The organism is Flavobacterium luteum (assembly GCF_008806775.1).
Taxonomy (GTDB): domain Bacteria; phylum Bacteroidota; class Bacteroidia; order Flavobacteriales; family Flavobacteriaceae; genus Flavobacterium; species Flavobacterium luteum.
This window is the reverse complement of sequence record NZ_WAEM01000006.1, coordinates 38533-65173: the sequence shown is the minus strand read 5'-3', so window position 1 is coordinate 65173 and position 26641 is coordinate 38533. Positions and strand designations below refer to the sequence as shown.

Sequence of the window (26641 nt, the reverse complement as noted above, 5' to 3'; positions counted from 1 at the left end):
AATAGAGATTGCTTTGTGCCTCAAAATGACATATGAAAAGAAGAGATTTTATACAGAAAACAGCAGCTAGTTCTACACTTTTAGGATTAGGGTTATCGTTAAGTAGTTTTGAAACATCAAAATCTAGACATCTCACGGTGCTTCATACCAATGATGTACATAGTTACATTGATCCGTTTCCAGCTACACATCCTAAAAATCCAAATATGGGTGGAGTTGCAAGAAGAGCAGCATTGATTGAAAGCATTCGTCAAGAAAACCCAAATGTTTTATTACTAGATGCTGGTGATATTTTTCAAGGCACTCCTTACTTTAATTATTATGGTGGGGAATTGGAATTGAAGCTCATGAGTATGATGAAATATGACTTGGGAACATTAGGAAATCATGATTTTGACAATGGGATTGACGGATTTTATTCTCAAATGCATAATGCTAATTTTGATTTTATTTCGGCTAATTATGATTTCGAAAATACCGTTTTGAATGGGAAAGTAAAGCCTTTTAAAATAATTCATAAAAACGGAATAAAAATAGGGGTTTTTGGTCTCGGAATAGAATTAGCTGGATTGGTCGATAAAAAAAACTATAAGGAAACAGTCTATATGAATCCATTAGAAATTGCTCAAGATATGAGTCGAATCTTAAAGCATGAAAAAAAATGTGATTTAGTTATATGTTTGTCACATATTGGATACCAATATAAAAATGACCCTGATAAAATTTGTGATATAAAATTAGCTGGTCTTACTAAAGACATTGATTTAATTATAGGAGGTCATACACACACTTTTTTAGAAAAACCAACGGTTTTAAAAAATGCTGATGGAAAAGATGTTTTAGTAAATCAAGTAGGATGTTATGGTATTAATCTAGGTAGAATTGATTTTTATTTTGATTCTGATATTTCAATAATTTCTAAAGGAAAATCAATTATTATTTAACATTTCCTATTAAAAAAAACCGTTTAAAAATACTTTCAAACGGTTTTATTACTTTTTTAATAAATAAAGACTTTGTTACTACAAAGTCTTTATTGTTATATTATGTTAATTCTTATTTAATTTGAAAAACAACTTTTCTAACTAATCTTCTAGCTTCTGGAGATTTAGGGTCAACTGATTTATCAATTCCCCTATCAGATCCAGCTCCTGGAATGACATTTAATCTATAAGGGTTAACGCCAGATTTGATTAATATATCTTTAACAGCCTTAGATCTATTGTTTGCTAATTTAATATTATATGCACTATTTCCAATTTCATCAGCATAACCAATAATATCAACAGATGAAGTTGGGTTTGCTCTTAAATAATTCAATATAAACCCTATACCATCAGATGACATACTTGTAGGTTTTACAGCATTAAATTCAAAATAAGCTGCAACATATCCTTTGTTCACTAAGTCTTTAATTAATTCAGATTTTGATTCAGATTTAGCACCTTCAATAATTGTGTTAGTTTCTGTTTTATCAGAATAGTTATTAGCTAAATATTTTTCTAACTCATCAGGCACACCGTTTTTGTTAACATCAACCATTCTACCTTTAGTATCAACTGCTACTCCAGCAATAGAATTGTTTTCAACATCTAAATAATCAGGCACACCATCTTTATCACTATCATCCATTAACTTTTCAATATCACCAACTTTCTTGTCAAGTGCTTCTACTGCTAGCATTTCTTTGCTAATAATAGTTGCCCAGTCTCCGTGCATATTATTTTCTCCAAATGAGTAAGTTAAACCAATAGTTGCAGAAATCATTTGCCCGTATAGATTATTTTCTTCTGGGGCATAATTACCATCCCATGCATAATGTTGTCTATAATTATAAACCATACTGTAGTCAGCAATTATAGAAAAATTATTAAAAACTCTAAACTCTGGAGAAATACCAAAAATCACGCCTCCATTATCTTCTGTTCTGTTATAATTAGAAAAAGATTTCAACTTAGGTGTAATTTGACCTACTTGTAATCCTCCATGGACAAGAAAATTAAATCGACCCAATTCTTTTTCAATATCAAAAAGGCGAGATGCGTTTACAACTCCCTGAATACCAACTCTGTATTGTTGTGTTTTAAATTCTTTACTGCCTGCTCCTTTAACATTTTCAAATAAGTCTGAAGAGAAATCTAATTTCAACCCAAATTTAGGACTAAACATATATCTAACTCCTGCATTGTAAGAATTGAAACTAAGTTTTCCTAAATAAGTTCTAGGATCACTTGCGAAATAACCAACATTGTAGGGTTTTATTCCTTTGCTTCTACCAGCACTTACTTCAATGGTCCACCTGTTGAAAGTGTTACTTTTGATAGCTGCATCATTTACCTCTTTTTTAGGAGTCTCTTTTTTTACTTTATTCTGAGCAATTGTAGTTGTTATTGCAAATAAAGAAATAGATAATAGTAGTAAACTTTTTTTCATAATTTGGTTTGAATATTAAAGCTTGTAAAAGTTTGAATTTAACATATAATTTGCAAATATAACATTTTAGTTTAAAAATTCAATTTTTTGAGCTATTATTATAATTATTAACATATTAATAATATCTCGTTGTCTTTTAGTTGATCTATTAATTTTTAGAGGCTTATTTGAATCAATTTAGCATTGTAAGAGTTTTTTTAACTATTTTAAGGGTTTGTAATTGATTCCTTAATATGTACTTTTTAATACATTTTATCATTATAATACGTTATTACTAGCACAAATAATTTTTTTCCGAGTTTGTTAATTAACTCATTTGTTTAAAATTTTCAACACCAAGTTTTATTAAAAAGCTAAAAGAATAGTTATATTTGCCTGATATTTAATTTAAAACTTAAAAAATAATTATGAAAAAACTATTACTTTCATGTATTATGCTAGTTATTGGCATAAACGTTTTTGCACAAGCGTCTTGTGCTGCAGCTAAAGCTATTACTGCAAACGGTACGATAAATGCACCTGCAATAACTGGCACATATTCCAATCCTTGCCTAGGCGGCACTTTAAATGATGCTGGGACCGCTTTAAAATCTATTTGGTACAAGTATACACCAGTTTCAAATGGAGAGATCACTATTTCTTCTGATTTGCCAATAAATGATGGTGGCGCAACCTATAGCGGTGATACTAGATTGTCTATATTAAGTGGTACTTGTACTGCACTAACATGTATAGATTATACAGATGATGTTGATCCTAGTGATGCTGTACAAAATTATTTATCTACAATTACAGTTCCTGTTGCTGCCGGAACAACGTATTATATTCAATGGGATAATAATTGGTCTCCTAAAAAATTTAATTTTACCTTTGAGTTTATAGCAGTTTCTTGTGTTAGACCAGGTTATGTAGATATCTATGGTGCAGGCGGTTATACTACTACATCTGCAAAATTATTTTGGGATCCGTCTATTGGAACTCCAGCAAATTATGATGTAGATTGGAGTACAGATACTTCAGCATCTCCAGGGACTGGAACTATAGTTACTGTACCTGCAGGAACTTTAGCCTATGTTGAGGGTGCTATTTCAGGTTTACCAGATTCTTCAAACTTTAGATATTATGTTCGTTCTAATTGTGGGTCTACCTCGCAAAGTGAATTCCAAGGACCTTATTTTGGGTATTTAGCCAAAACATTACCTTATTCAACTGATTTTGAGAATGAAATTACTGATGGATTTGGTGGTGATTTTTCAGTTTTAACAACTAGTGCTGCTTCTACGCCAGCTAGTTATGCAGATGGTGGAGACGGTACTTCTTTATATACTTTTAATGATACTGCAGCTGCATCAGATATATGGGGTTTTTCTAGAGCTATAAGTTTGAGTGCGGGAGAAACAGTTACAATAAAATTTAAAACGAGACTTTGGGTAGATAATTCAGCTTCACCAGCGGTTGTTTCACCTATGGCACTTGATTTAACCGTAGGTATTGCTCCTGTTGATACTGAGCAAACAACAGTTATAAGTAGCTTTGTTATTACAGACGATACTACTTTTACTGAACAAACTGCAACTTGGACAGCTATAGAAAGTGGGGTTTATAACTTTGGATTCCATAATAATTCGGAAATAGGAGCAGAGCAGACTTATTTGTTTTTTGATACTTTAGAATTTACATCATCACTTTCAACAAATAATTTTACTTCTAATACATTTTCAGTATCACCAAATCCAACTAATGATATTATAACAGTTTCTTCGCAAGCTGATTTAATAAATAGCATTAGTATTAAAGACTTAAACGGAAGAATAGTTAAGTATAAAACATTTGGTAAATCTTCATTAATACAAATGAATATCGCAGAATTATCATCTGGAATGTATTTGATGAATATTAACACAGAAAAAGGAATAGCTACTAAAAAAGTATTAAAGAAATAGTTTTTTATATTTTATTTGATTTTAAACTGCCTCAATATTAAAATTTGAGGCGGTTTTTTTATATCCCAAATAGTTTAGTGATATAAATTAAATTTAAAGAGAAATAATATCAGGGTTAAAAAATTTAAGTCTATTAAGCTTACAACCATTTTTTACCACATTATCATAAAAAAAAACAGTTGCTAGAAATTTTCTAACAACTGTTTTTTAATTTTTCATTCTATATTATCTAGTCTTCATCATCGTCGTCTTCATCAACAATATCTTCTAGTCCATCCATATCGTCATCGTCTTCTTCATCATCATCAGTACTCGAATCGGCTGAGTCTTTTGTTAAATCATTCTCTTCTTCATCATCATCATCAGAGACGTCATCATCTAAATCAATACCTTTTATTACATCAATTGGTTCTACAATATCATCAATATCGTCATCTTCGTCAAATTTTTCTAATCGACTGGCTAGTTTTGTGCTTACTTTTACTAAGTAAATGGTGTCATCGGTTTTAACTTCTACTGCTTCAATAAGTTCGTTTTGAGCATTTCTAAATCGGACTATATTTGAGTCATCATATCCGTCAGGAAAACGTTCCACGAGAAGTGTCAGGATTTCGTTTGTAAGTTTTGAATAATCAACAATAATTCTTTTCATAAATTATAAATCTAGTAGGTAAGCAAAAATTAGTGGAGCTACAATTGTAGCATCCGATTCGATTATAAATTTTGGGGTTTTAATATCTAATTTCCCCCAAGTAATTTTTTCATTTGGCACTGCCCCAGAATAAGAGCCATAACTAGTCGTTGAGTCTGAAATTTGACAGAAATAACTCCAAAACGGAACGTCATGCATTTCCATATCTTGGTATAACATTGGAACAACACAAATTGGAAAATCTCCTGCAATTCCTCCACCAATTTGAAAAAAACCAACTCCGTTAGCACTGTTTTTAGGATACCAATCTGACAAGAAAACCATGTATTCTATTCCAGATTTCATGGTAGAAGCTTTTAAGTCACCTTTTATAACATAAGAAGCGAAAATATTCCCCATGGTACTATCTTCCCAACCAGGAACAATAATAGGTAAGTTTTTCTCAGCAGCAGCATACATCCAGCTGTCTTTTAAATCTATTTCATAATACTCTTCTAAAACACCTGAGAGTAACATTTTATACATAAATTCATGCGGAAAATAGCGTTCGCCATTATCATCCGCATCTTTCCAAATTTTATAGATGTGTTTTTGTAATCGTCTAAAAGCTTCGTGCTCTGGAATACAGGTATCGGTAACCCTATTCAAACCTCTCTCTAACAAATCCCATTCTTCTTGTGGAGTTAAATCACGATAATGCGGTACTCTTTCGTAATGAGAATGAGCCACTAAATTCATGATATCTTCTTCCAGATTGGCTCCAGTACAAGAAATAATTTGAACTTTATCTTTGCGAATAAATTCGGCAAATATTTTCCCTATTTCTGCAGTACTCATTGCTCCAGCTAGTGTTACCATCATTTTAGCACCATTAGCTAGTTGTTGTTCATAACCTTTAGCCGCATCTACCAGTGCAGCAGAATTGAAATGCAAATAATGTTTTTCTATAAATTGACTGATAGGTCCTTTACTCATTTTCTATTTTTTTTAATCTACCCAAACAATTCCAGGTATTTTTTTTTCGATTTATTTACACATCAAAGAAAATCTTTTTTTTTGAAATAGCAAACAGTAAATTATTTTTTATTGTAGCCTAAAATATTTAATACTTGTTCTGAGGTTTGTTGTTCAGAAAACACTTCTGTTGCGAGAATTCCGTTTTTATCTCTATCTATTAAAATATGTTTAGGTTCTGGTATTAAGCAGTGATGCAATCCTCCATAACCACCTATAGTTTCTTGATAAGCTCCAGTGTTAAAGAATCCTATGTATAAAGGTTTTTCTTTATTGTATTTGGGCAAATATATAGCGTTCATGTTTTGTTCAGAGTTGTAATAATCGTCACTGTCACATGTCATTCCGCCTAAAAGCACTCTCTCATACGTATCGTTCCAACGGTTTACAGCTAGCATAATAAAACGTTTGTTGATGGCCCAAGTGTCTGGCAAAGTAGTTATGAATGAGGAATCAATCATATTCCATTTCTCTCTATCATTCTGTTGCTTTTGATATAGGATTTGGTAAATTGCTCCGCCACTTTCTCCTACAGTAAACGATCCAAATTCGGTAAAAATATTAGGAACATCAACTTCGGCTTCGTCACAAGCAATTTTAATTTGATTGATGATTTCGTCAATCATATATTGATAATCATACTCAAAAGCTAACGAGTTTTTTATTGGAAACCCTCCACCTATATTTAATCCATCAAGCGATGGACATTCTTTTTTTAGTGCTACGTAAACTTTAATACATTTTACCAATTCGTTCCAATAATAGGCATTGTCATTAATTCCTGTATTGATAAAAAAATGCAACATTTTAAGTTCCAATTTTTTATTTTCCTGAATTTGTTTTTTGTAAAACTGAACGATATTTTTGTAACCTATTCCTAAACGAGAGGTATAAAATTCAAACTTAGGCTCTTCCTCGGCCGCAATTCGAATTCCAATTTTAAATTTCCCTTTTATTTGAGCTTGGAGTAAATCTAATTCTTCATAATTATCAATTATAGGAATGGCATTTTTATGACCGTTATTTACCAACCGAGCAATGTTTTCGATATACTGATCCCTTTTAAAACCATTACAAATTATATAGGTGCTTTTGTTGATTTTTCCGTTTTCTAAAAGGTTTTCAACTATGTTTATATCAAATGCTGAGGAGGTTTCTATATGAATATTGTTTTTGAAAGCTTCATTCATTACATATTCAAAATGGGAACTCTTGGTGCAATAACAATAATAGTACTTTCCTTCATATTTATTACTATCCATGGCTTTACGAAACCAATTTTTAGCTCTATTAATATTATTAGATATTTGTGGCAGATAGGTAAACTTTAAAGGAGTCCCATATTGTTCTACCAATTTCATCAAATCAATATTATGAAACTGTAAGGTGTCTTTGTTTAGCGTAAATTCGTCTTGTGGGAAATAGTAGGTTTGATTGATAAGGTCAAAATATCTTGTATTCATTTTGGTATAAAAGTTTAAGATTAAAAATAATTAAAATAATTATGTCAATCCCTTTTCAAACCCTAATATTAGCATAAATAATTTGCAGTTTTTCTGTGTGAAAGTTTGAATAATGAAAAACATCAAAATTTAAAATCCCTTTAACCAAAAATATATTCCTCAATTTTATTACAATTGGGGAAACAGCATTACTAGTAAAGAAAAAAAACTTCTTTTTGTTTATATTTTTATTCATTAGCACAAATATAAAAAATAAAATATTTTGTTAGTGACCTTTGTATTAAATAAACGTTAAGATTTGTAATCTTCAAAGGCTTTTTCAATTAATTGATTATCAACTTCTTGATTAATTTTAATTTTCCCAATTCCGTCAAGCAAAGCAAATTGTATAGAGCCGTATTCATTTTTCTTATCATGAATCAGTAATTCTATGATAGGTTTCAAATCATTTTCTTCAAATTGAATATCTTCAAAAATTGATTTTATAGTACTTTTTATCTGTAGATATTCGGCTGTAGTAATTAGATTTTTTCCTTTAGATATAAAACTTTCAAGAATCATACCTGCAGCAATTGCTTCGCCATGTAATAAAGTAGTTTTATTTTCATGTTCTAGAAAATAACTTTCAACAGCGTGACCTAAAGTATGCCCAAAGTTTAGAGCTTTTCTGATGTTTTTTTCGGTAGGATCTTGGATAACAATTTCGTTTTTAATGGAAACCGATCTGTAAATAAAACCATCAAAATCTGCAAAGTCTAGACCTTTCAAATCAAGAAACTTCTCCCATTCATTTTTATCATAAATCAAGCCATGTTTGAGCATTTCTGCAAGACCTGATCGCATTTCATTTTTAGGTAACGTTTCTAAATAATTTGTATCTATAAGAACCATTTTCGGCACATTAATCACTCCAATTTGATTTTTTAAATTTCCTAAATCAACACCGTTTTTTCCGCCTACTGATGCATCTACCATAGCTAGCAGTGTAGTTGGAACATTTATAAAATCTACTCCGCGTTTAAAAGTCGATGCTACAAATCCGCCCAAATCAGTAACAACACCACCACCAAGATTTATAATAAGGGTTTTTCTGTCTGCACCAAGCTCAGTCAATACTTTCCAAATTTGGATACAAGTTTCTATGTTTTTATTGGCTTCACCAGCATCAAATTCGATAATTTCAATAATAAGTTCTGTTTCTAGATAGCCAAGAAATTGAGGTAAACACAACTCGTTTGTTCTACTATCAACAATAATAAATAAGTTAGAATATTTATTTTCTTTAAGATGAAGATTTAAAAATTCATATCCTTTTTCATTAAAATAGATTGGATATCCGTTAGCTTGAATAGATGTCATAGATGTATTTAGAATAGAGATGCAAAATAAGGGAATTTTTTCTAATTATTTAGCAAGATTTTCACATGATAATTTATTTAAATACTATTTTATTTGTTTAACTTTGCTGAAATTATATTAAACAAAAAAAAATGACATCTTACAGTACTAATTATTTTACAATCGTCGAAATAGATCGAATTATTGAAATGGCTTGGGAAGACAGAACTCCTTTTGATGCTATTAAAATTCAGTTTGGTTTGGCTGAGGCTGATGTAAAAGTATTGATGAAAAAAGAGTTAAAGTTTAAGAGTTATGTTTTGTGGCGAAAACGTGTAGAAAACTGCAAAACTAAGCATGTGGCGAAGCGTGTTGAGGGAATTGATCGTTTTAAATGTAATTTACAACGTTCAATTTCTAATAACAAAATTTCTAAACGGTAGTTATTGTAATCATCAAAATGCAAAAATAGAGTATAAAATAATATTTAATAAAGAATGAAAAAAGACAAACCTGATAATGTTGTATTTTCTGATGATGACGGGTACAATGCTAGTCTCTTAAGCTATTCAACTAGTGTTGGTGCGCCAGTAATTAAGATGGATGATGTTGTTTCATGGAAAAGTAGAGGAATTACAAATGTAAACAAAGAGTTTGAAAATAAGTTTAACGAACTCAAAATGCAGTACCAAGATCTAATGAAGGAATACGAATGGAATGAATTAGTTTATAGTGCTAGATTTTCCTTTGAACCTGTTATTGGCGAAACATATCATTTGTATTTAGGTGACGACGGAGTATATTTTCTGTCATTAATTTCTCCACAAGAATGGAACAAGGAACATGTTGGAACTTTTAAATTGAATAGTAACAAAAAGTGGGTCATTTTAAACCGATAAAAATAAAATTTACCTAAAATTAGATAATATTACATGAAAAGATATATTACTTCAGATGCTTTAATAGCAATGGATAAACAAGAGCGTGTTCATCTCATAAACAGTTTAGGAGGATTTAAAAGTGTTTCGTTAGTAGGAACGTCTGATAAAAACGGGAATACCAATTTAGGAATTTTTAGTTCTTTTTTTCATATCGGTGCTCAACCACCTCTTTTAGGAATGATTTTTCGACCAAGTCCACCTGAGCGTGATACTTTACGAAATATATTAGATACAGGTTTTTATACCGTAAATCATATTAATGAAGCTATTTATAAGCAAGCTCATCAAACTTCAGCAAGATATGATGCCACAATTTCTGAATTTGATGAGACTGGTTTAAACAAAGAATTCAAAAATAATTTTTTTGCTCCTTTTGTTTCCGAAAGTAATATTCAGTTAGGTGTTGCATTTAAGGAAAAGATAGACATTGCAATTAATAATACCATACTATTAATAGGTGAAATAATTCAAATTTATATTCCAGAAAATTCTTTGAGCAATGATGGATTTGTAGATTTAGAACTTGCTAATACAATTACCTGCTCCGGATTAGATAGTTATCACAAAACATCTAAATTAGACCGATTAAGTTATGCAAAGCCCAACAAAGAATTAACATCAATACAGTAAATTGAATAAAAAAGCTATAAATATTGTTTGGTTCAAACGTGATTTGCGTTTTACAGATCACGAACCCCTTTTTATGGCACAACAAGAAAATATCCCTACACTTTTAGTTTATTTTTTTGAACCTTCTGTAATGAAATATGATGATTCAGATGTACGACATTGGCGATTTATTTATGAATCGTTGCAAGAAATGAATTCAAAATTAAAGGGTTATAATGCCCAAATTTATATTTTTCATAATGAAGTACAGCTTGTTTTTGGCAAAATATTAGAAATATTTGATGTTAAAACCGTTTTTTCACATCAAGAAATTGGTAATAAAATCACTTATGACAGAGATAGTGCAATACAATCTTTTCTTGATAAAAAGAATATTTTTTGGAAACAATCTCAAATGCATGGCATAATCCGCAAATTAAAATCAAGAAGCGATTGGGACAAACGTTGGGAAATGGTAATGCGTGACAATCCCAAAATAATTGATTTATCAACTTTAAAAATTGAGGTTTTAAATAAAAGTTTTTATGATGCACTTAAAGGAGAAAATTTACTTCCTGAAATCATAACCCGTAATAAAAACTTCCAACAAGGTGGCGAAACTCTTGCCTGGCGCTATTTAGATAGCTTTGTAAAAGAACGCCATGTCAATTATAGTAAACACATTTCCAAACCCAGTTTAAGTAGAAAAGGTTGCAGTCGATTATCTCCTTATCTAACCTATGGAAATATCAGCATGCGAATGGTGTATCAGTATACCAATCAATTTTACGAAAATTCAAAAAATAAGCGCGCCATACTCAATTTTGTATCGCGCTTGCATTGGCATTGCCACTTTATTCAAAAATTTGAAGACGAATGTCGCATGGAATTTGAAAATGTAAATAGAGCGTACGATTCATTATTAAAACCTAAAAACGAACTGTATATAAAAGCTTGGCAAGAAGGAAGAACAGGTGTTCCAATTGTGGATGCTTGCATGCGATGTGTTGTAGCAACTGGATATTTAAATTTTAGAATGCGCGCTATGGTCGTTTCATTTTTCACCTTCAATTTGTGGCAAGATTGGCGAGAACTCCATTTTTTAGCACGTCAGTTTTTAGATTACGAACCCGGAATTCATTACCCACAGTTGCAAATGCAATCAGGAACTACAGGAATTAATACCATAAGAATATACAATCCCATTAAAAATTCCGAAGAACACGACTCGGAAGGAATTTTTATCAAACAATGGATTCCTGAGTTGTCTGAAGTTCCAACAGAATTAATTCATGAGCCATGGAAGTTAAATCCAATTGAGCAACAATTTTATAACTGCGAACTAGGCAAAGATTATCCGTTTCCTATTGTAGATATTGATGAAACTCGAAAAATGGCTAGTGACATAGTATGGAGTTTTAGAAAAAATGACGATGTGAAAGTAGAAGGAAAACGGATTTTAAAAAAACATGTGAGTCATCCCAATCGTAATTTAAAATCAAAAAAGAAAATTTAAAATGGCAGTATTTTTAAAAGCAAACTGGGAACACATTATCATGGCTAATTACGAAATTGATAAATCCATACTTTTGCCATTTTTGCCAAAAGGCGTAGAACTTGATTTGCATGAAGGAAAAGCCTTTATCAGTTTAGTGGGTTTCATGTTTAAAAAAACCAGATTATTCAATGTTCCAATTCCTTTTTTTGGCACTTTTGAAGAAATTAATTTACGGTTTTATGTGCTAAGAAAAGATGGAAATCAAATGAAACGTGGTGTTGTTTTTATTAATGAAACCATTCCTTACAAAATGGTGGCTTGGATGGCAAATAAATTATACAAAGAGCATTACACTGTAGTTCCAACTAAACACAAAATCCGAACCACTGCTACGAATCAGAAAATAAAATTTCAATGGCTCGTAAATAAAAAGTGGAATAGTATTTATGTTGAATCTGATACGCAATCAGAAGCAATGAAGAAAAACAGTTTAGAAAAATTTATCTACGAGCATTATTATGGTTATACAAAAATTGATGAACATAAAACCGAAGAATACCAATTGCAACATCCAAGTTGGAATGTTCATAAAATTAATGATTACAGAATTCATTGTGATTTTGAAGCCATGTATGGAGAATCATTTTCAATTTTAAATCAAACTAAACCTACTGCTGTTTTTATTGCAGAAGGTTCATCTGTTAAAGTAAATTGGAAACGAACAAAATTAAATTTTAATAGTGAAAGGAGTTAAGAAACAAAATCTGCCATCAAAAACATGTGTCGTTTGCAACAAACCGTTTACATGGAGAAAAAAATGGGAAAAAGTTTGGGAGGAAGTTAAATATTGCAGTGACAAATGTAGAACGAATAAATAAAATGAGCAAAACCTTACGATTAATACTTGGCGATCAACTCAACAGCAATCATTCATGGTTTAAAACCATTGATGATTCAGTTACTTATGTATTGATGGAAATTAGAACTGAAACTGATTACGCAAGCCATCACATACAAAAAGTGGTTGGGTTTTTCGCTGCAATGCAATCTTTTGCATCTGAATTAGAAGCTAACAACCATAATGTTATATATATTTATATCAATGACGAATTTAATTTACAATCGTTTGATAAAAACATAGAAAACTTAATTTTAAAACTTAATTTCACCCATTTTGAATATCAATTGCCTGATGAATATCGATTAGATGTTATTTTAAAAAACCTTTGCCAATCTATTTCAATTTCAACTGCACTTGTCGATTCCGAGCACTTTTTTACTACTCGTTATGAACTAGGGAATTTCTTTGAAGGCAAAAAAACATTTTTGTTAGAAAGCTTTTATCGCGCCCTACGAAAAAAGCATGGTGTTTTAATGGAGGGTGACAAACCTTTAACAGGGCAATGGAATTATGATAGTGATAATCGAAAAAAACTACCCAAAAATCACAAGCCAACCGCGCCCTTAGTTTTTAATAATAATGTTGCTAAAATTGTTCATGAAATTCAAAAAACGACAATAAATACAATTGGTTCAATTGTTGTAAATAATTTTGTTTGGCCAATAAATAGAAATCAATCGTTGCAATTATTAGAATTTTTTGTTACTGAATGTTTGCATTTATTTGGAAGTTATCAAGATGCAATGGCACCAAATGAATGGTCATTGTATCATTCAAGAATTTCATTTTCTATGAATGTAAAAATGATTTCACCTCAAGAGGTAATTGATCGTGCTATTCAGGAATGGCAAAATCGACCTGATGAAATCGAATTCAATCAATTAGAAGGTTTTGTTCGTCAAATAATAGGATGGCGGGAATACATGCGTGGAGTTTATTGGAATAAAATGCCAGAATATGCTTCAATGAATTTTTTTAACCATCAAGAAAAATTACCTGATTGGTTTTGGACAGGAAAAACCAAAATGAATTGTATGAAAGATGCCATTAATCAATCGTTAAACTATGCCTATGCTCATCATATTCAACGATTAATGATTACTGGTAATTTTGCTTTGTTGGCAGGAATTCATCCAGATGAAATTGATGCTTGGTATCTAGGAATTTATATTGATGCCATTGAGTGGGTTGAAATCACAAATACTCGTGGAATGAGCCAGTTTGCCGATGGTGGAATTGTTGGAACAAAACCCTATGTAAGTTCCGCTTCCTATATTGATAAAATGAGCCATTATTGTGGGTCTTGTTTTTATAATAAAGCATTAAAAACTGGCGATAAATCATGTCCCTTTAATAGTTTATATTGGAATTTTTATGATAAAAACGAAAATAAATTAGCTAAAAATCCAAGAATCGGAATGATGTATAATGTATGGCGAAAAATGAAACCTGAATCTAAAGTGGAATTAATAGAGCAAGCTAATTATTACTTAAAAAACATAAATGAATTATAATGAAAACTGCAATTGTTTGGTTTAAAACCGATTTACGATTACAAGACAATGAAACTCTAGTTAAAGCACTTTCACAAAGTGATCAAATAATTCCAGTATATTGTTTTGACGATTCACATTTTGAAATTACATCCTATGGTTTTAAAAAAACGGGAAGTTTTAGAGTACAATTTTTAATAGAATCATTAAAAGATTTAGATAAAAATCTTCGAAGTTTAGGTTCTGGTTTGCTCATTTTAAAAGGAAAGCCAGAGGTTGAAATATCGAAAATAGTTCTACAATACAAAGCCTTTAAAGTTTTTGCCAAGCGTGAGGTGGCCTATGAAGAAAAACAAACCGAGCAACTAGTTCAGAAAGAACTTTTTAAATTACGATGTGAGTTTGAAACCTTTAGCACAAGTACATTATATCATGCTGAAGACTTACCATTTTCTATTAAAGACATCCCCGATGTTTTTACCAATTTCAGAAAGAAAATAGAAAAAGAATCTACAATTAGAAACATTTTCGATCGACCTGAACATGTAAATTCAATTGATATTCCAGAAGCTGACTACCCTACATTAGATGACTTAGATTTAAAATTTGAAGCAATCGATTCTAGAGCTGCTATGCATTTTAAAGGCGGTGAAGACGAGGCGAATAACCGATTAAAGTATTATTTCTTTCAAACTAAAAAGATTTCTTCTTATAAAGAAACAAGAAATGGTTTGGTTGGGTCTGATTATTCTTCAAAGTTTTCAGCATGGTTGGCATTAGGTTGTATTTCTCCTCGATTTATTTATCATGAGTTGAAGAAATATGAATCAAATTATGGCGCAAATGAGTCAACATATTGGCTGATTTTCGAATTGTTATGGAGAGATTTTTTTCGGTTTATGTTTAAGAAACACCAATCTAAAATGTTTCAAGCATCAGGAATTAACTCAGAAAAAGAAATTCCAAAAGCAATTAGTGAAAAACTAATTCAAAATTGGGTAGATGGAAATACGAACGAAGATTTTATAGATGCTAATATGATTGAGTTAAAACTAACAGGATTTATGAGCAATCGAGGGAGACAAAATGTTGCAAGTTATTTTTGTAACGATTTAAAATTAGATTGGCGCTTTGGTGCCAGTTATTTTGAGCAACAATTAATCGATTACGATGAATGTAGCAATTGGGGAAATTGGGCTTATCTTGCAGGTGTTGGAAATGATCCTCGAGAGAATCGTTATTTTAATATTGAAAAGCAAGCTACTCTATATGATAAAGATAAGTCTTTTAGAAAATTGTGGTTGAATAATTAGTATAAATACAAATATGAAAATTTTATTAACAGGATCAAACGGTTATGTAGGCAGACGTTTATTGCCAGAATTGTTAGAGCAGGGTCATGAAGTGATTTGTGCTGTCCGAGATAAAATTCGTTTGGGTTTAGACGCGCATACACTTTCGTTAATCACTATTTGGGAAGTAGACTTTTTAGAGGAAGTTAACCTAGACAATTGCCCAAAGGAAATTGATATTGCTTATTTTTTGATTCACTCAATGTCGAGTTCAATAGGAACTTTTGATACAATGGAAGCAAAGACTGCGGAAAATTTCAATTGCTATTCAGAATTTATGAATATCAAACAAGTCATATATTTAAGCGGAATAGTTAATGATCCTAAGTTGTCTAAGCACATGCTTTCTAGAAATAATGTAGAAAAAATATTGTTTGAGGGAAAGCCTAATTTGACTGTTTTAAAAGCAGGGATTATAGTAGGCTCAGGAAGTTCGTCTTTTGAAATCATTAGAGATTTATGCGAGAAAATTCCAGTCATGATTACACCAAAATGGGTTTTGACTAAAACTCAACCTATTGCCATTAGAGATGTTATTCAGTATTTAATGGGGGTTCTAAACAGAGCTTCTTGTTACAATCAATCTTTTGATATTGGTGGCCCTAACATTATTACCTACAAGCAAATGATGCAATTGTATGCGAAAACACGTGGTGTCAAGTTGGCTATTTTTACAATTCCAATTATGACCCCTAAATTATCGTCTTATTGGTTGTACTTTGTAACTTCTACCTCCTATAAATTGGCTGTAAATTTAGTAGACAGTATGAAGGTAGAAGTAGTTTGTAAAGATAATAGACTACAAAAATTATTAAAAATAAAGCCTATTTCTTACGTTGATGCTATAAAATTGGCCTTTGAAAAAATTGAACAAAATCTCGTAATTTCTAGTTGGAAAGATAGTTTAGTGAGTAGCCGATTTAAAAAAAGTCTATCCAATTACATTCAAGTGCCAAGTTTTGGATGTTTAAAAGACACAAAACAAATAAAAATTATCAATTCAGAGCAAGTATTAGAAAATATATGGTCTATTGGTGGTGAAAAAGGATGGTATTATGGCAACTGGATGTGGCAACTTCGCGGTTTTGTAGATAAAATCTTTGGTGGAGTTGGATTGCGCCGTGGAAGAACGAGTCCGACGCATATAGATAATGGGGACTCATTAGACTTTTGGCGGGTTTTACTAGCAGATAAAGAAAATAAAAGATTGTTGCTTTTTGCAGAAATGCGAGTTCCTGGTGAGGCTTGGCTTGAATTTAGAATTGACAAAAATGATGTTTTACATCAAGTTGCGACCTTTAGACCAAAGGGTATTTTCGGACGATTGTATTGGTATGCGATGATTCCATTTCATTTTTTCATTTTTGACGGTATGATAAAAGAAATTGCTAAATCAAAATAAAAATTATAGTATTCCTATTATATTTGTACGGATAATGCATTTTAGTTGTTTTTAAGATTTTTGATGCCTTTAACTAGATAGTTTTTTTATATAAAAAATGGAGAAAATTTTTAACAATACTCAAGTTGCATTTGCTTTAAAAAGTGATACCGAACTAGACAGAGCCTATTTTCTTTTCAAAATGATAGCCAATGAACCTTTAGTCAGGATAGGAACCGCAGTTACTAATTTTGCATTAAAAGCACACCTACCAGTTGATGGTTTAATTAGAGCTACTGTTTTCGACCATTTTTGTGGTGGTATAAACGAGAACGATTGCTTATCGGTTGTTGATAAAATGTATACTAAAGGCGTTTCTTCAGTTTTAGACTATTCCGTAGAAGGAAAAGAAGAAGAAGATCAGTTTGATGCCACTTTAAAAATGACTTTAAAAACTATTGAGTTTGCTAAAGAGCGTAAAGCAATTCCCTTTGCGGTTTTTAAACCAACAGGTTTGGGAAGATTGGATTTATACACAAAAGTAGGCGAGAAGCAACCTCTTTCTGAAACTGAAACTGCCGAATGGAATAAAGTAAAAGAACGTTTTGAAATTATTTGTAAAACGGCTCACGATAAAGATGTGGCTTTATTAATAGATGCCGAAGAAAGCTGGATGCAAGATGCTGCAGATGATTTAGCAGAAGAAATGATGCGAAAATACAATAAAGATAAAGCAATAGTTTTTAATACTTTACAAATGTATCGTTGGGATCGGTTGGATTATTTAAAAGGAATTCATGAAAGAGCCAAACGAGACGGCTTTTTTATTGGGATGAAAATTGTTCGCGGTGCTTATATGGAAAAAGAGAATAGTCGTGCCGAAGAAAAAAAATACACTTCACCAATTTGTGTTTCAAAAGAAGCAACTGATAAAAATTATGACGCTTGCATTCGCTACATGATAGAACATTTAGATAGTATGTCCATTTTTGCAGGAACACACAACGAATCGAGTTCTTATAAATTAATGGAATTTATAAATGAAAAAGGGGTTGCGAAAAATGATTCAAGAATTTGGTTCGGACAATTATACGGAATGAGTGATAATATCAGTTTCAATCTAGCGGCTCACGGATACAATGTGGCTAAATACCTTCCATTTGGACCAGTTCGTGATGTTATGCCTTATTTAATTCGAAGAGCCGAAGAAAACACTTCTGTTGCAGGGCAAACCAGCAGAGAATTAAGTCTTATAAAAGCAGAAAGAAAAAGAAGAAAGATAAAATAGTATCAGATAATTTTTTTTATAACTCTTAATTTATGGGTATGTCTATTGGAATCGGCATTATAAATTCCGAGATGATCTAAGCGATCAATACGAACTTTTCCACTGGCGTGAATGATGAAATTATTTTCCATTATTATTCCAACATGAATAATGTTACCTTCCTCATTATCAAAAAAAGCCAAATCACCAGGTTCGCTTTCTTCAATAAAACTTAAAGCCTCTCCTTGTTTTGATTGCTGTGAAGCATCACGCAACAAATGGTAACCGTTAAGTTTGTAAACCATTTGGGTAAATCCGGAGCAGTCAATCCCAAAAGGGGTTTTTCCGCCCCAAAGGTAAGGAGCATTTAAATACATATATGCAGTATCAATAAGGTTTGATTTTGGTTTAATACCACTAACTTTTAAACCTTCAAAATTAAAATTAGAACTATTTATTTCCGAATGATTTAAAAAGGATAATGACGCACCAAGTGAAATTGGCATCAAAAAATTATTTGTACCAATAATGTATTCAATTAAATCGGCATTTAAAATAATGGCATCCTCTGATAATTGTTTGAAATTTGATTCTGAAATAGACTGGTATTGTTTGATGTCAATCCATCCTAAATAGTCGTCAAAATGTAATTTAATTTTTGCCCATTGTTTAGTACTTTCTAAAATTTCAAAATGCTCACCAAACAAAACTTGAGAAACAATTTCGCTTTTATCATTTGGCTCAGCCCGAAGAGGAATTATGGATAAATTACAAATACCAAACATCTATTGGATTTTAATTTTAGAATGAAAATTTTAAAATATTCTACAATGATACTAAATATCAGTAATTATTAAAAATAAATAATTATTTATATCGCTCTTTCAATAACTATTGCAGATGCTCCGCCGCCGCCGTTACAAATTGCAGCAGCACCAATTTTAGCATTATTTTGTTCTAAAACATTAATTAATGTTACTAGGATACGAGCTCCGGAGCAACCCAAGGGATGACCCAATGAAACGGCACCACCATTAACATTGACTTTATCATTATCTAAACCAAGAATTTTTGCATTTGCAATTCCTACAACAGCAAAGGCTTCATTAAATTCGAAAAAATCAACATCGCTGACATTTAATCCAATTTTATTAAGTGCTTTAGGCAATGCTTTAGATGGAGTAGTGGTAAACCATTTTGGTTCTTGAGAGGCATCTGCATAGCTTAAAATATAAGCTAGAGGTTTTACTCCTAATTCGAGAGCTTTTTCTTCACTCATTAAAACGACTGCTGCAGCACCGTCGTTAATAGTTGAAGCATTTGCTGGAGTTACGGTACCGTCCTTTGTAAAAACAGGATTTAGTGAAGGTATTTTATCCAATTTTACATTCGTGAATTCTTCATCTTTTGAAAATAGAATTGGTTCTCCTCTTCGTTGAGGAATAGTTACTGGTACAATTTCGTTGTTGAATTTTCCTGATTCCCAAGCTTTTGCTGATCGTTCATACGACTGAATGGCAAAATCATCTTGAGCCTCTCTAGAAATAGCATAAGTTGATGCACACAAATCGGCATGAACTCCCATCGCATTATTATCGTAAGCATCTGTTAAGCCATCTTTTTGCAATCCGTCAATCATTGTTGCAGGACCAAATTTATAGCCATTTCTTAAATGTACATAATGTGGAATTTGACTCATGCTTTCCATGCCTCCAGCAACAATAACATCGGCATCTCCAGCCAAAATAGCCTGAGCCCCTTGCATAACCGCTTTCATGCCTGAAGCACAAACTTTATTTACAGTTGTTGCAATGACACTATTTGGTAGTCCTGCCAACAAAGCGGCTTGTCTAGCTGGAGCTTGACCAACTCCGGCCTGTACCACATTCCCCATCAAAACTTCGTCGACTAAACTAGCATCTAAATTTATTTTTTCTAAAGCCCCTTTTATAGCCACAGCTCCTAATTGAGTTGCCGTTATAGAAGATAATGCTCCCATAAAACTCCCAATTGGAGTTCGAACTGCTGAAACGATAACCACTTTTTTGTTCATGTTATTTAGATGTTAGTTTGTGTTGCGAATTTAATCATTTCTGGGGTAATTCTGAGTTGGATTTCTGATAAATTTACTCTTGTATTCAATTTGTTTTAGATTACTATTTTGAAAAAAGAGGTGCGAATTCTACTTTTTGAAACCTATAGATTTGATTGTTAATACTTTTAGTTTAAAGTAAAAAAAAACAGTATTTTTATTTGTGAAATATAGAATAGAAAGCTACATTTGCTACCGCTTAAATTTAGACACGTTCTTTGAGCCTGGAGAGTTGCCTGAGTGGCCGAAAGGACATGTTTGCTAAACATGCGTATGGGAAACTGTACCAAGGGTTCGAATCCCTTACTCTCCGCTAATAATTATAATTCAAAACAAAACCCTTTAAACATATGTTTTTAAAGGGTTTTTTCTTTTATAATATCTTTATAGTATTTAAAATTTACTCTTCGCTTTTTTGCCCCATCATCATTAAATAGGCTTTCAAAAAGTCATCAATTTCACCATTCATAATGCCTTCAACATTACTAGATTCGTAACCTGTTCGAACATCTTTTACCAATTTATAAGGATGCATCACATAGTTTCTTATTTGGGAGCCCCATTCAATTTTCATTTTTCCAGCTTCAATGTCAGCCCGTTGTTCTTGCTGTTTTTTTAATTCAATTTCATACAATTGTGAACGTAACATTTGCATTGCCCGTTGTCTATTGTCTTGTTGTGAACGTGTTTCTGAACATTGAATTTGAATACCAGTAGGTTTATGTACCAATTGCACTTTGGTTTCTACTTTATTTACATTTTGTCCACCTGCACCGCTAGAGCGTGAAGTCGTGATTTCAATATCGGCAGGATTAATATCAATTTCAATACTATCATCAACTAATGGGTAAACGTAAACAGAAGCAAATGAGGTATGGCGTTTTGCATTGCTATCAAAAGGAGAAATACGCACCAAACGATGTACGCCGTTTTCGCCTTTTAAATAACCAAAAGAATAATCGCCCTCAAACTCTAAGGTTACGGTCTTTATTCCAGCGGCCTCTCCTTTTTGAAAATTTAGCTCCTTAATTTTATACCCGTATTTTTCACCCCACATCATATACATTCGCATAAGCATCTCAGCCCAATCGCAACTTTCGGTTCCGCCAGCTCCCGATGTTATTTGCAAAACAGCACTTAAAGTATCGCCCTCATCCGAAAGCATATTCTTAAATTCGATGGCTTCAATATGGGCATTTGTAATAAGATATTGCTCGTCTAATTCTTCTGCAGTAAGTTCACCTTCTCTGTAAAACTCAAACGCGAGTTGCAATTCATCAGTCATTTCGACCGCTTTATTATAGTCTTCAATCCATTTTTTCTTAGAGCGAAGGGTTTTAATATAGCTTTCAGCTTCTTTTGGATTGTTCCAAAAATCAGGAGCTAATGTTTTTTCTTCTTCGTTAGTAATTTCGATTAATTTGGCATCAACGTCAAAGATACCTCCTCAACGCACCAAGGCGCTCTACAATACCTTTTATTTGTTCGGTAGTTGTCATAAATTATGTAATTTTGTGGCACAAAAATAAGATTTAGTTTTTAGAATATGGAAATAAATTTAGTTAGCGATACTGTTACAAAACCTACAGAGGAAATGTTGCGAACCATGTTTCATGCTAAAGTAGGAGACGATGTATACAAACAAGACCCAACTGTAATTGAATTAGAAGCTAAAGCAGCTACAATGTTTGGTATGGAAGCGGCTTTGTTTTTTCCTTCTGGAACAATGGCCAATCAAACGGCGATTAAATTACATACCCAACCCGGAGAACAACTTATCACTGATAAATTAGCTCACATTTATCATTATGAAGGTGGCGGAGTTTCCTTTAATAGTGGTGTTTCTTGCTGTTTATTAGATGGTAATCGCGGAATGATTACTGCTAAACAAGTGGCAGAGGCCATAAATGACCCTGAGTTTTATCACAGTCCGTTAACTAGTTTAGTTACTGTGGAAAACACAGCTATGAAAGGCGGTGGAGGCTGTTATGATTTTGAAGAATTTAAACGTATAAAATCAGTTTGTGATGCTAATAATTTAAAATTTCATTTGGATGGTGCTCGTATTTGGAATGCTTTGGTAGCAACCCATGATAATCCTGCTGAATATGGAAAAGTATTCGATACGATTTCTGTGTGCTTATCAAAAGGTTTGGGAGCTCCAATTGGTTCTCTTTTACTTTCTGATGCAAAAACAATTCATCGGGCTTTGCGAATTCGTAAAATGTTAGGTGGTGGCATGCGACAAGTAGGGTATCTAGCAGCAGCAGGTATTTATGCTTTAGATAATAATTTACAAAGACTGGCAGACGACCACAGACGTGCAAAAGAGTTAGGTGCTGTTCTAGAAAAATCATCTTGGATTGCTAAAGTAGAACCTATAGAAACGAATATTTTAATATTTTCATTAAAAGAGGGCTTAAATGAAAATGTATTTATTGAAAAATTAAAAGAGCGAAACATTCATATCAGCTCTTTGGGTCACGGAAAATTAAGAATTGTAACCCATTTAGATTATCGAGAAGTAATGCACAGTTACGTTTTAGAAACCTTTGAAAGAATTGTTGTTAAATAACATTTGAGCGACTAATAATTTACCAGAATAGTTACCGTTTACTACTTAAACAATTGATCCATACCTGGAATCATTGGCATATCCATTTTTGCAACTGCATCTAATTCTGCCTGATTTACATTTGATGCTTTTTCTATAGCTTTATTTAAAACCAAAATTAAATAGTCTTCTAATTGGTCTTTATCCTCTAATAAAGAATCTTCAATTGTTATCGATTTTACGGTTCTATTAGCAGTTACAGTCACTTTTAAGAGGCCATCATTACTTTGCTCGTCTATCAAAACAGTGTCTAGTCGCTTTTTTGTATCTTCTATTTTTTGTTGGGTTTCTTTTAGTTTACCCATCATTCCCATTAAATCCATTTTTAGTATTTTAAAATTGAGCTGTAAAATTACTATATTGCAGCATCATATTCAATTTAATTATTAATGAAAAATAGAATTTTAATTTCAAGTCTTTGCATTATTTTTGCTTTTTCTTCAATACATACTAATTCACAAAAAATGATCAATAAAATTAAAGCGCCTTTAGCAAAAATAATCCCAAGAACGTTAGAAAAACATGGAGATGTTAGAGTAGATAATTATTATTGGTTAAATGATAGAGAAAACCCTGAAGTTATTGATTATCTCAATAAAGAAAATGACTATTACAATACTGTAACTGCTGATTCTAAGCAGTTTCAAGTGGAATTGTTTGAAGAGATGAAAAGCCGTATTAAGGAAGATGATGAATCAGTTCCTTATCTATACAACGGATATTACTACATTACTCGTTTTGAAACTGGAAAAGATTACCCCATTTATTCTAGGAAAAAAGAAAGTCTTGACGCCAAAGAAGAAATAATGTTCAATTGCAATGAAATGGCAAAAGGCAAAAAATATTTTCAATTAAGTGGTTTAAGTATTAGCATGGACAATCAATTTGCCACATTTGCGCTTGATACTGTAGGTAGGAGAATTTATACATTACGAATAAAAAACTTGCTTACTGGAGAAACTCTCTCGGATAATATTGAAAACACTTCAGGAGAATCCACTTGGGCAAATGATAACAAAACTATTTTTTATACCAAACAAGATGAGCAAACCTTGCGTTCAGACAAAGTTTTTAAGCATAAATTAGGTATAGATAGCTCAAAAGATGAGTTGGTTTATTTTGAAAAAGATGATACTTTTTATGTTTCTGTATCCAAAGAAAAGTCTAAAAAGTACATTGTAATAGGTTCTTCTAGCAAAATAACCACAGAATACAGAACAATATTAGCAGATAAACCCGAGAGTAAATTCAAGGTTTTTCAAAAAAGAAAAAGAGGTTTAGAATATAGTATTTCTCATTATGGTGATAGTTTTTATATTGTAACGAATGCCGATAAAGCTACCAATTTTAAGGTAATGAAAACTCCTGAAAATGCTACTGCTAAAGAAAATTGGACTGATTTAATTAAGCATCGTTCAGATGTTTTAATTGAAGACATTGAAATATTTAAAAACTATTTGGTTGTTTCAGAACGTAGTAACGGATTAAATAAAATTAGAATTATGCCATGGAGTGGGAAAGGAGAATATTATTTGCCATTCGAGATTGAAACCTATACTGCTTATACAGGCACTAATGTCGATTTTGACACTGATGTTTTGCGTTACGGATATCAATCGATGACAACGCCACCCTCAGTAATCGATTTTAATATGAAAACCAAAACCAAAGAAGTCAAGAAAGAACAACAAGTTCTTGGCGGAAAATTTGATAAAAATAATTATACCGAAGAACGGATTTGGGCAACTGCAACCGACGGAACTAAAATCCCAATTTCAATGGTTTATAGGAAAGGTATAAAAAAAGATGGTACAAATCCACTATTACTTTATGGCTATGGTTCTTATGGAGCTTCAATGGATCCTTATTTTTCTTCAACGACTTTATCCCTATTAGACAGAGGTTTTATTTTTGCTATAGCTCATATTCGTGGGGGAGAAGATTTAGGGAGAAAATGGTATGAAGATGGAAAATTATTAAAAAAGAAAAATACATTTACAGATTTTATAGACTGCTCAAAATTTGTGATTAATCAAAAGTATACTTCAGAAAAACATTTATATGCTGAGGGTGGTTCTGCAGGAGGTCTATTAATGGGTGCGGTAGTAAATATGGCTCCCGAATTATATAATGGAGTGATAGCTCAGGTTCCTTTTGTAGATGTAATAACTACGATGCTTGATGAGACTATCCCACTAACTACAGGAGAATATGACGAATGGGGTAATCCTAACATAAAAAAATATTACGATTATATGCGTTCCTATTCTCCTTATGATAATGTAAAAGCGCAAGATTACCCAAACATGTATATCTCAACTGGATTACACGATTCTCAAGTACAGTATTGGGAACCAGCAAAATGGGTTGCAAAATTAAGAGTGTTGAAAACAAATGATAACTTACTTTTTTTAGACACAAACATGGATGCTGGTCATGGAGGGGCTTCAGGAAGATTTGAAGCACTAAAAGAATTAGCAAAAGAGTTTAGTTTTTTAATAGATTTAGAAAGAATTAAGAGTAATTAATTTTTTTTTATTAGATTTGCAAGGATTTAAGGTCATTGCCATATTCAAAAAGGAAACCTTGATTAACTATTTTTTTATGAAAGAAGAAATAAAAGCCTATAATAATGTCTTGGAGTTAATAGGAAACACACCTCTTATTAAGCTCAATAAAGTTACCGAAAATTTAGCAGGTAATTTTTATGCGAAAGTAGAAGCATTTAATCCAGGTCATTCAACTAAAGATAGAATTGCTTTATTTATTATTGAAGAAGCTGAGAAAAGAGGAATTCTTTCTCCTGGTGATACAATAATAGAGACTACCTCTGGTAATACTGGTTTTAGTTTAGCTATGGTAAGCATTATAAAGGGATACAATTGCATTTTAGCTGTAAGTTCAAAATCTTCTAAAGATAAAATAGACATGTTGCGCAGTTTAGGAGCAAAAGTTTATGTTTGTCCAGCACATGTATCTGCAGATGATGAGCGCTCTTATTATAGTGTAGCAAAGCGTTTGCATGAAGAAACCAAAGGGTCAGTTTATATCAATCAATATTTCAATCAGTTAAATATTGATGCTCATTATAAAACTACGGGGCCTGAAATTTGGGAACAAACAAATGGCAAAATTACTCATCTTATTGCATGTAGCGGAACAGGCGGAACTATATCAGGAACCGCAAAATTTTTAAAAGAAAAAAATCCAAATATTAGAATTTTAGGAGTTGATGCTTTTGGATCTGTTTTAAAAAAGTATCACGAAACTAAAGAATTTGACAATGATGAAATTTATCCCTACAGAATAGAAGGTTTAGGAAAAAATTTAATTCCAACAGCTACTGATTTCGACATAATTGATCATTTTATGAAAGTTACCGACGAAGAGAGTGCTCATGCTACAAGAGAAATTGTTAAAAAAGAAGGTTTATTTGTTGGTTACACATCAGGTGCGGTACTTCAAGCCATCAGACAATATGCTGTTGAGGAAGAATTTAATGAAAATAGTAATGTAATCGCCATTTTTCCAGATCACGGCTCGCGCTATATGAGTAAAGTGTTTAGTGACGACTGGATGAACGAACAAGGATTCTTTGATAGTGTAAATGCTGAAGAAGCACAAAAAATAGAATTTATAAAATAGAATTT

24 protein-coding genes and 1 tRNA gene are annotated in these 26641 nt (G+C 31.9%); 16 read left to right on the top strand and 9 right to left on the bottom strand.

The annotated features are described in order from the left end of the window. Positions 1-32: 32 nt before the first annotated feature. Complete coding sequence (locus F6464_RS11125) at positions 33-944, top strand: bifunctional metallophosphatase/5'-nucleotidase (RefSeq protein WP_151107888.1); 912 nt, start codon at positions 33-35, stop codon at positions 942-944. A 112-nt stretch (positions 945-1056) separates the two neighbouring features. Here the strand turns inward: F6464_RS11125 and F6464_RS11120 are convergent, their stop codons facing one another. Then, on the bottom strand, positions 1057-2433 hold the full coding sequence (locus F6464_RS11120) for an OmpA family protein (protein ID WP_151107887.1): 1377 nt from the start codon (positions 2431-2433) through the stop codon (positions 1057-1059). Positions 2434-2840: 407 nt separating this feature from the next. On the opposite strand from F6464_RS11120, the gene F6464_RS11115 reads away from it, so the two are divergent. Continuing rightward, entirely contained in the window at positions 2841-4376 is a 1536-nt protein-coding gene (locus tag F6464_RS11115; RefSeq protein WP_151107886.1) for a T9SS type A sorting domain-containing protein, read from the top strand. 229 nt (positions 4377-4605) lie between these two features. On the opposite strand, the gene F6464_RS11110 is transcribed toward F6464_RS11115, so the two are convergent. From F6464_RS11110 to aroB, 4 genes are all read right to left on the bottom strand, one after another. Beyond that, positions 4606-5028: a DNA primase gene (locus F6464_RS11110; protein ID WP_151107885.1), complete on the bottom strand. Its 423-nt coding sequence runs from the start codon at positions 5026-5028 to the stop codon at positions 4606-4608. 3 nt (positions 5029-5031) lie between these two features. Beyond that, positions 5032-6003, bottom strand: coding sequence for a deoxyhypusine synthase family protein (locus F6464_RS11105; protein WP_151107884.1), 972 nt, complete (start codon positions 6001-6003; stop codon positions 5032-5034). A 101-nt stretch (positions 6004-6104) separates the two neighbouring features. Then, positions 6105-7505 carry a type III PLP-dependent enzyme domain-containing protein gene (locus tag F6464_RS11100; protein ID WP_151107883.1) on the bottom strand — a complete coding sequence of 467 codons (1401 nt, stop codon included), beginning with the start codon at positions 7503-7505 and terminating at the stop codon, positions 6105-6107. Positions 7506-7796: 291 nt separating this feature from the next. Continuing rightward, the gene (gene aroB / locus F6464_RS11095) at positions 7797-8864 is read right to left on the bottom strand and encodes a 3-dehydroquinate synthase (RefSeq protein ID WP_151107882.1); all 1068 of its coding nucleotides are present in this window, start codon (positions 8862-8864) and stop codon (positions 7797-7799) included. 131 nt (positions 8865-8995) lie between these two features. Here aroB and F6464_RS11090 point away from each other — a divergent pair, with 131 nt between their 5' ends. From F6464_RS11090 to F6464_RS11045, 10 genes are all read left to right on the top strand, one after another. Continuing rightward, on the top strand, positions 8996-9286 hold the full coding sequence (locus tag F6464_RS11090; RefSeq protein WP_151107881.1) for a TIGR03643 family protein: 291 nt from the start codon (positions 8996-8998) through the stop codon (positions 9284-9286). 54 nt (positions 9287-9340) lie between these two features. Next, a complete protein-coding gene (locus tag F6464_RS11085; RefSeq protein ID WP_151107880.1) occupies positions 9341-9742 on the top strand; it encodes a DUF2452 domain-containing protein in 402 nt (133 codons plus the stop codon). Positions 9743-9775: 33 nt separating this feature from the next. Next, positions 9776-10414: a flavin reductase family protein gene (locus F6464_RS11080; RefSeq protein ID WP_151107879.1), complete on the top strand. Its 639-nt coding sequence runs from the start codon at positions 9776-9778 to the stop codon at positions 10412-10414. Position 10415: 1 nt separating this feature from the next. After that, positions 10416-11909 carry a cryptochrome/deoxyribodipyrimidine photo-lyase family protein gene (locus F6464_RS11075; protein WP_151107878.1) on the top strand — a complete coding sequence of 498 codons (1494 nt, stop codon included), beginning with the start codon at positions 10416-10418 and terminating at the stop codon, positions 11907-11909. A 1-nt stretch (position 11910) separates the two neighbouring features. Further along, the gene (locus tag F6464_RS11070; protein WP_151107877.1) at positions 11911-12645 is read left to right on the top strand and encodes a YqjF family protein; all 735 of its coding nucleotides are present in this window, start codon (positions 11911-11913) and stop codon (positions 12643-12645) included. After that, positions 12632-12769, top strand: a complete 138-nt coding sequence (locus F6464_RS11065) for a DUF2256 domain-containing protein (protein ID WP_151107876.1) — start codon at positions 12632-12634, stop codon at positions 12767-12769. Before F6464_RS11070 ends, F6464_RS11065 begins: the two co-directional genes overlap by 14 nt. Before the next feature lies 1 nt (position 12770). Continuing rightward, the gene (locus F6464_RS11060) at positions 12771-14306 is read left to right on the top strand and encodes a cryptochrome/photolyase family protein (RefSeq protein WP_151107875.1); all 1536 of its coding nucleotides are present in this window, start codon (positions 12771-12773) and stop codon (positions 14304-14306) included. Further along, entirely contained in the window at positions 14306-15598 is a 1293-nt protein-coding gene (locus F6464_RS11055; protein WP_151107874.1) for a DASH family cryptochrome, read from the top strand. The genes F6464_RS11060 and F6464_RS11055 overlap by 1 nt, the downstream gene beginning before the upstream one ends. Positions 15599-15611: 13 nt before the next feature. Continuing rightward, a complete protein-coding gene (locus F6464_RS11050) occupies positions 15612-17039 on the top strand; it encodes an SDR family oxidoreductase (RefSeq protein ID WP_151107873.1) in 1428 nt (475 codons plus the stop codon). Between the two features lie 97 nt (positions 17040-17136). Further along, positions 17137-18306, top strand: a complete 1170-nt coding sequence (locus F6464_RS11045) for a proline dehydrogenase family protein (RefSeq protein WP_151107872.1) — start codon at positions 17137-17139, stop codon at positions 18304-18306. A gap of 2 nt (positions 18307-18308) precedes the next feature. On the opposite strand, the gene F6464_RS11040 is transcribed toward F6464_RS11045, so the two are convergent. Continuing rightward, entirely contained in the window at positions 18309-19070 is a 762-nt protein-coding gene (locus F6464_RS11040; RefSeq protein WP_151107871.1) for a C40 family peptidase, read from the bottom strand. Between the two features lie 86 nt (positions 19071-19156). Beyond that, the gene (locus tag F6464_RS11035) at positions 19157-20338 is read right to left on the bottom strand and encodes an acetyl-CoA C-acyltransferase (protein WP_151107870.1); all 1182 of its coding nucleotides are present in this window, start codon (positions 20336-20338) and stop codon (positions 19157-19159) included. A 265-nt stretch (positions 20339-20603) separates the two neighbouring features. Here F6464_RS11035 and F6464_RS11030 point away from each other — a divergent pair. Further along, positions 20604-20690, top strand: a tRNA-Ser gene (locus F6464_RS11030). 87 nt (positions 20691-20777) lie between these two features. Here the strand turns inward: F6464_RS11030 and prfB are convergent. After that, positions 20778-21876, bottom strand: a protein-coding gene (gene prfB, locus F6464_RS11025) for a peptide chain release factor 2 (RefSeq protein ID WP_151107869.1) whose coding sequence is annotated in 2 segments (ribosomal slippage) — positions 20778-21812 and positions 21814-21876 — 1098 coding nt in all. Because the reading frame shifts where the segments join, the coding sequence is not laid out codon by codon here. Between the two features lie 47 nt (positions 21877-21923). Between prfB and F6464_RS11020 the strand changes: the two genes are divergently transcribed. Beyond that, positions 21924-22952, top strand: a complete 1029-nt coding sequence (locus F6464_RS11020) for a threonine aldolase family protein (protein ID WP_151107868.1) — start codon at positions 21924-21926, stop codon at positions 22950-22952. A 41-nt stretch (positions 22953-22993) separates the two neighbouring features. Here F6464_RS11020 and F6464_RS11015 read toward each other — a convergent pair whose 3' ends face one another. Next, positions 22994-23314 carry a YbaB/EbfC family nucleoid-associated protein gene (locus F6464_RS11015; protein ID WP_151107867.1) on the bottom strand — a complete coding sequence of 107 codons (321 nt, stop codon included), beginning with the start codon at positions 23312-23314 and terminating at the stop codon, positions 22994-22996. A 141-nt stretch (positions 23315-23455) separates the two neighbouring features. On the opposite strand from F6464_RS11015, the gene F6464_RS11010 reads away from it, so the two are divergent. Then, entirely contained in the window at positions 23456-25519 is a 2064-nt protein-coding gene (locus tag F6464_RS11010; RefSeq protein WP_151107866.1) for a S9 family peptidase, read from the top strand. A gap of 76 nt (positions 25520-25595) precedes the next feature. Then, on the top strand, positions 25596-26636 hold the full coding sequence (locus F6464_RS11005; RefSeq protein WP_151107865.1) for a PLP-dependent cysteine synthase family protein: 1041 nt from the start codon (positions 25596-25598) through the stop codon (positions 26634-26636). Positions 26637-26641: the final 5 nt, after the last annotated feature.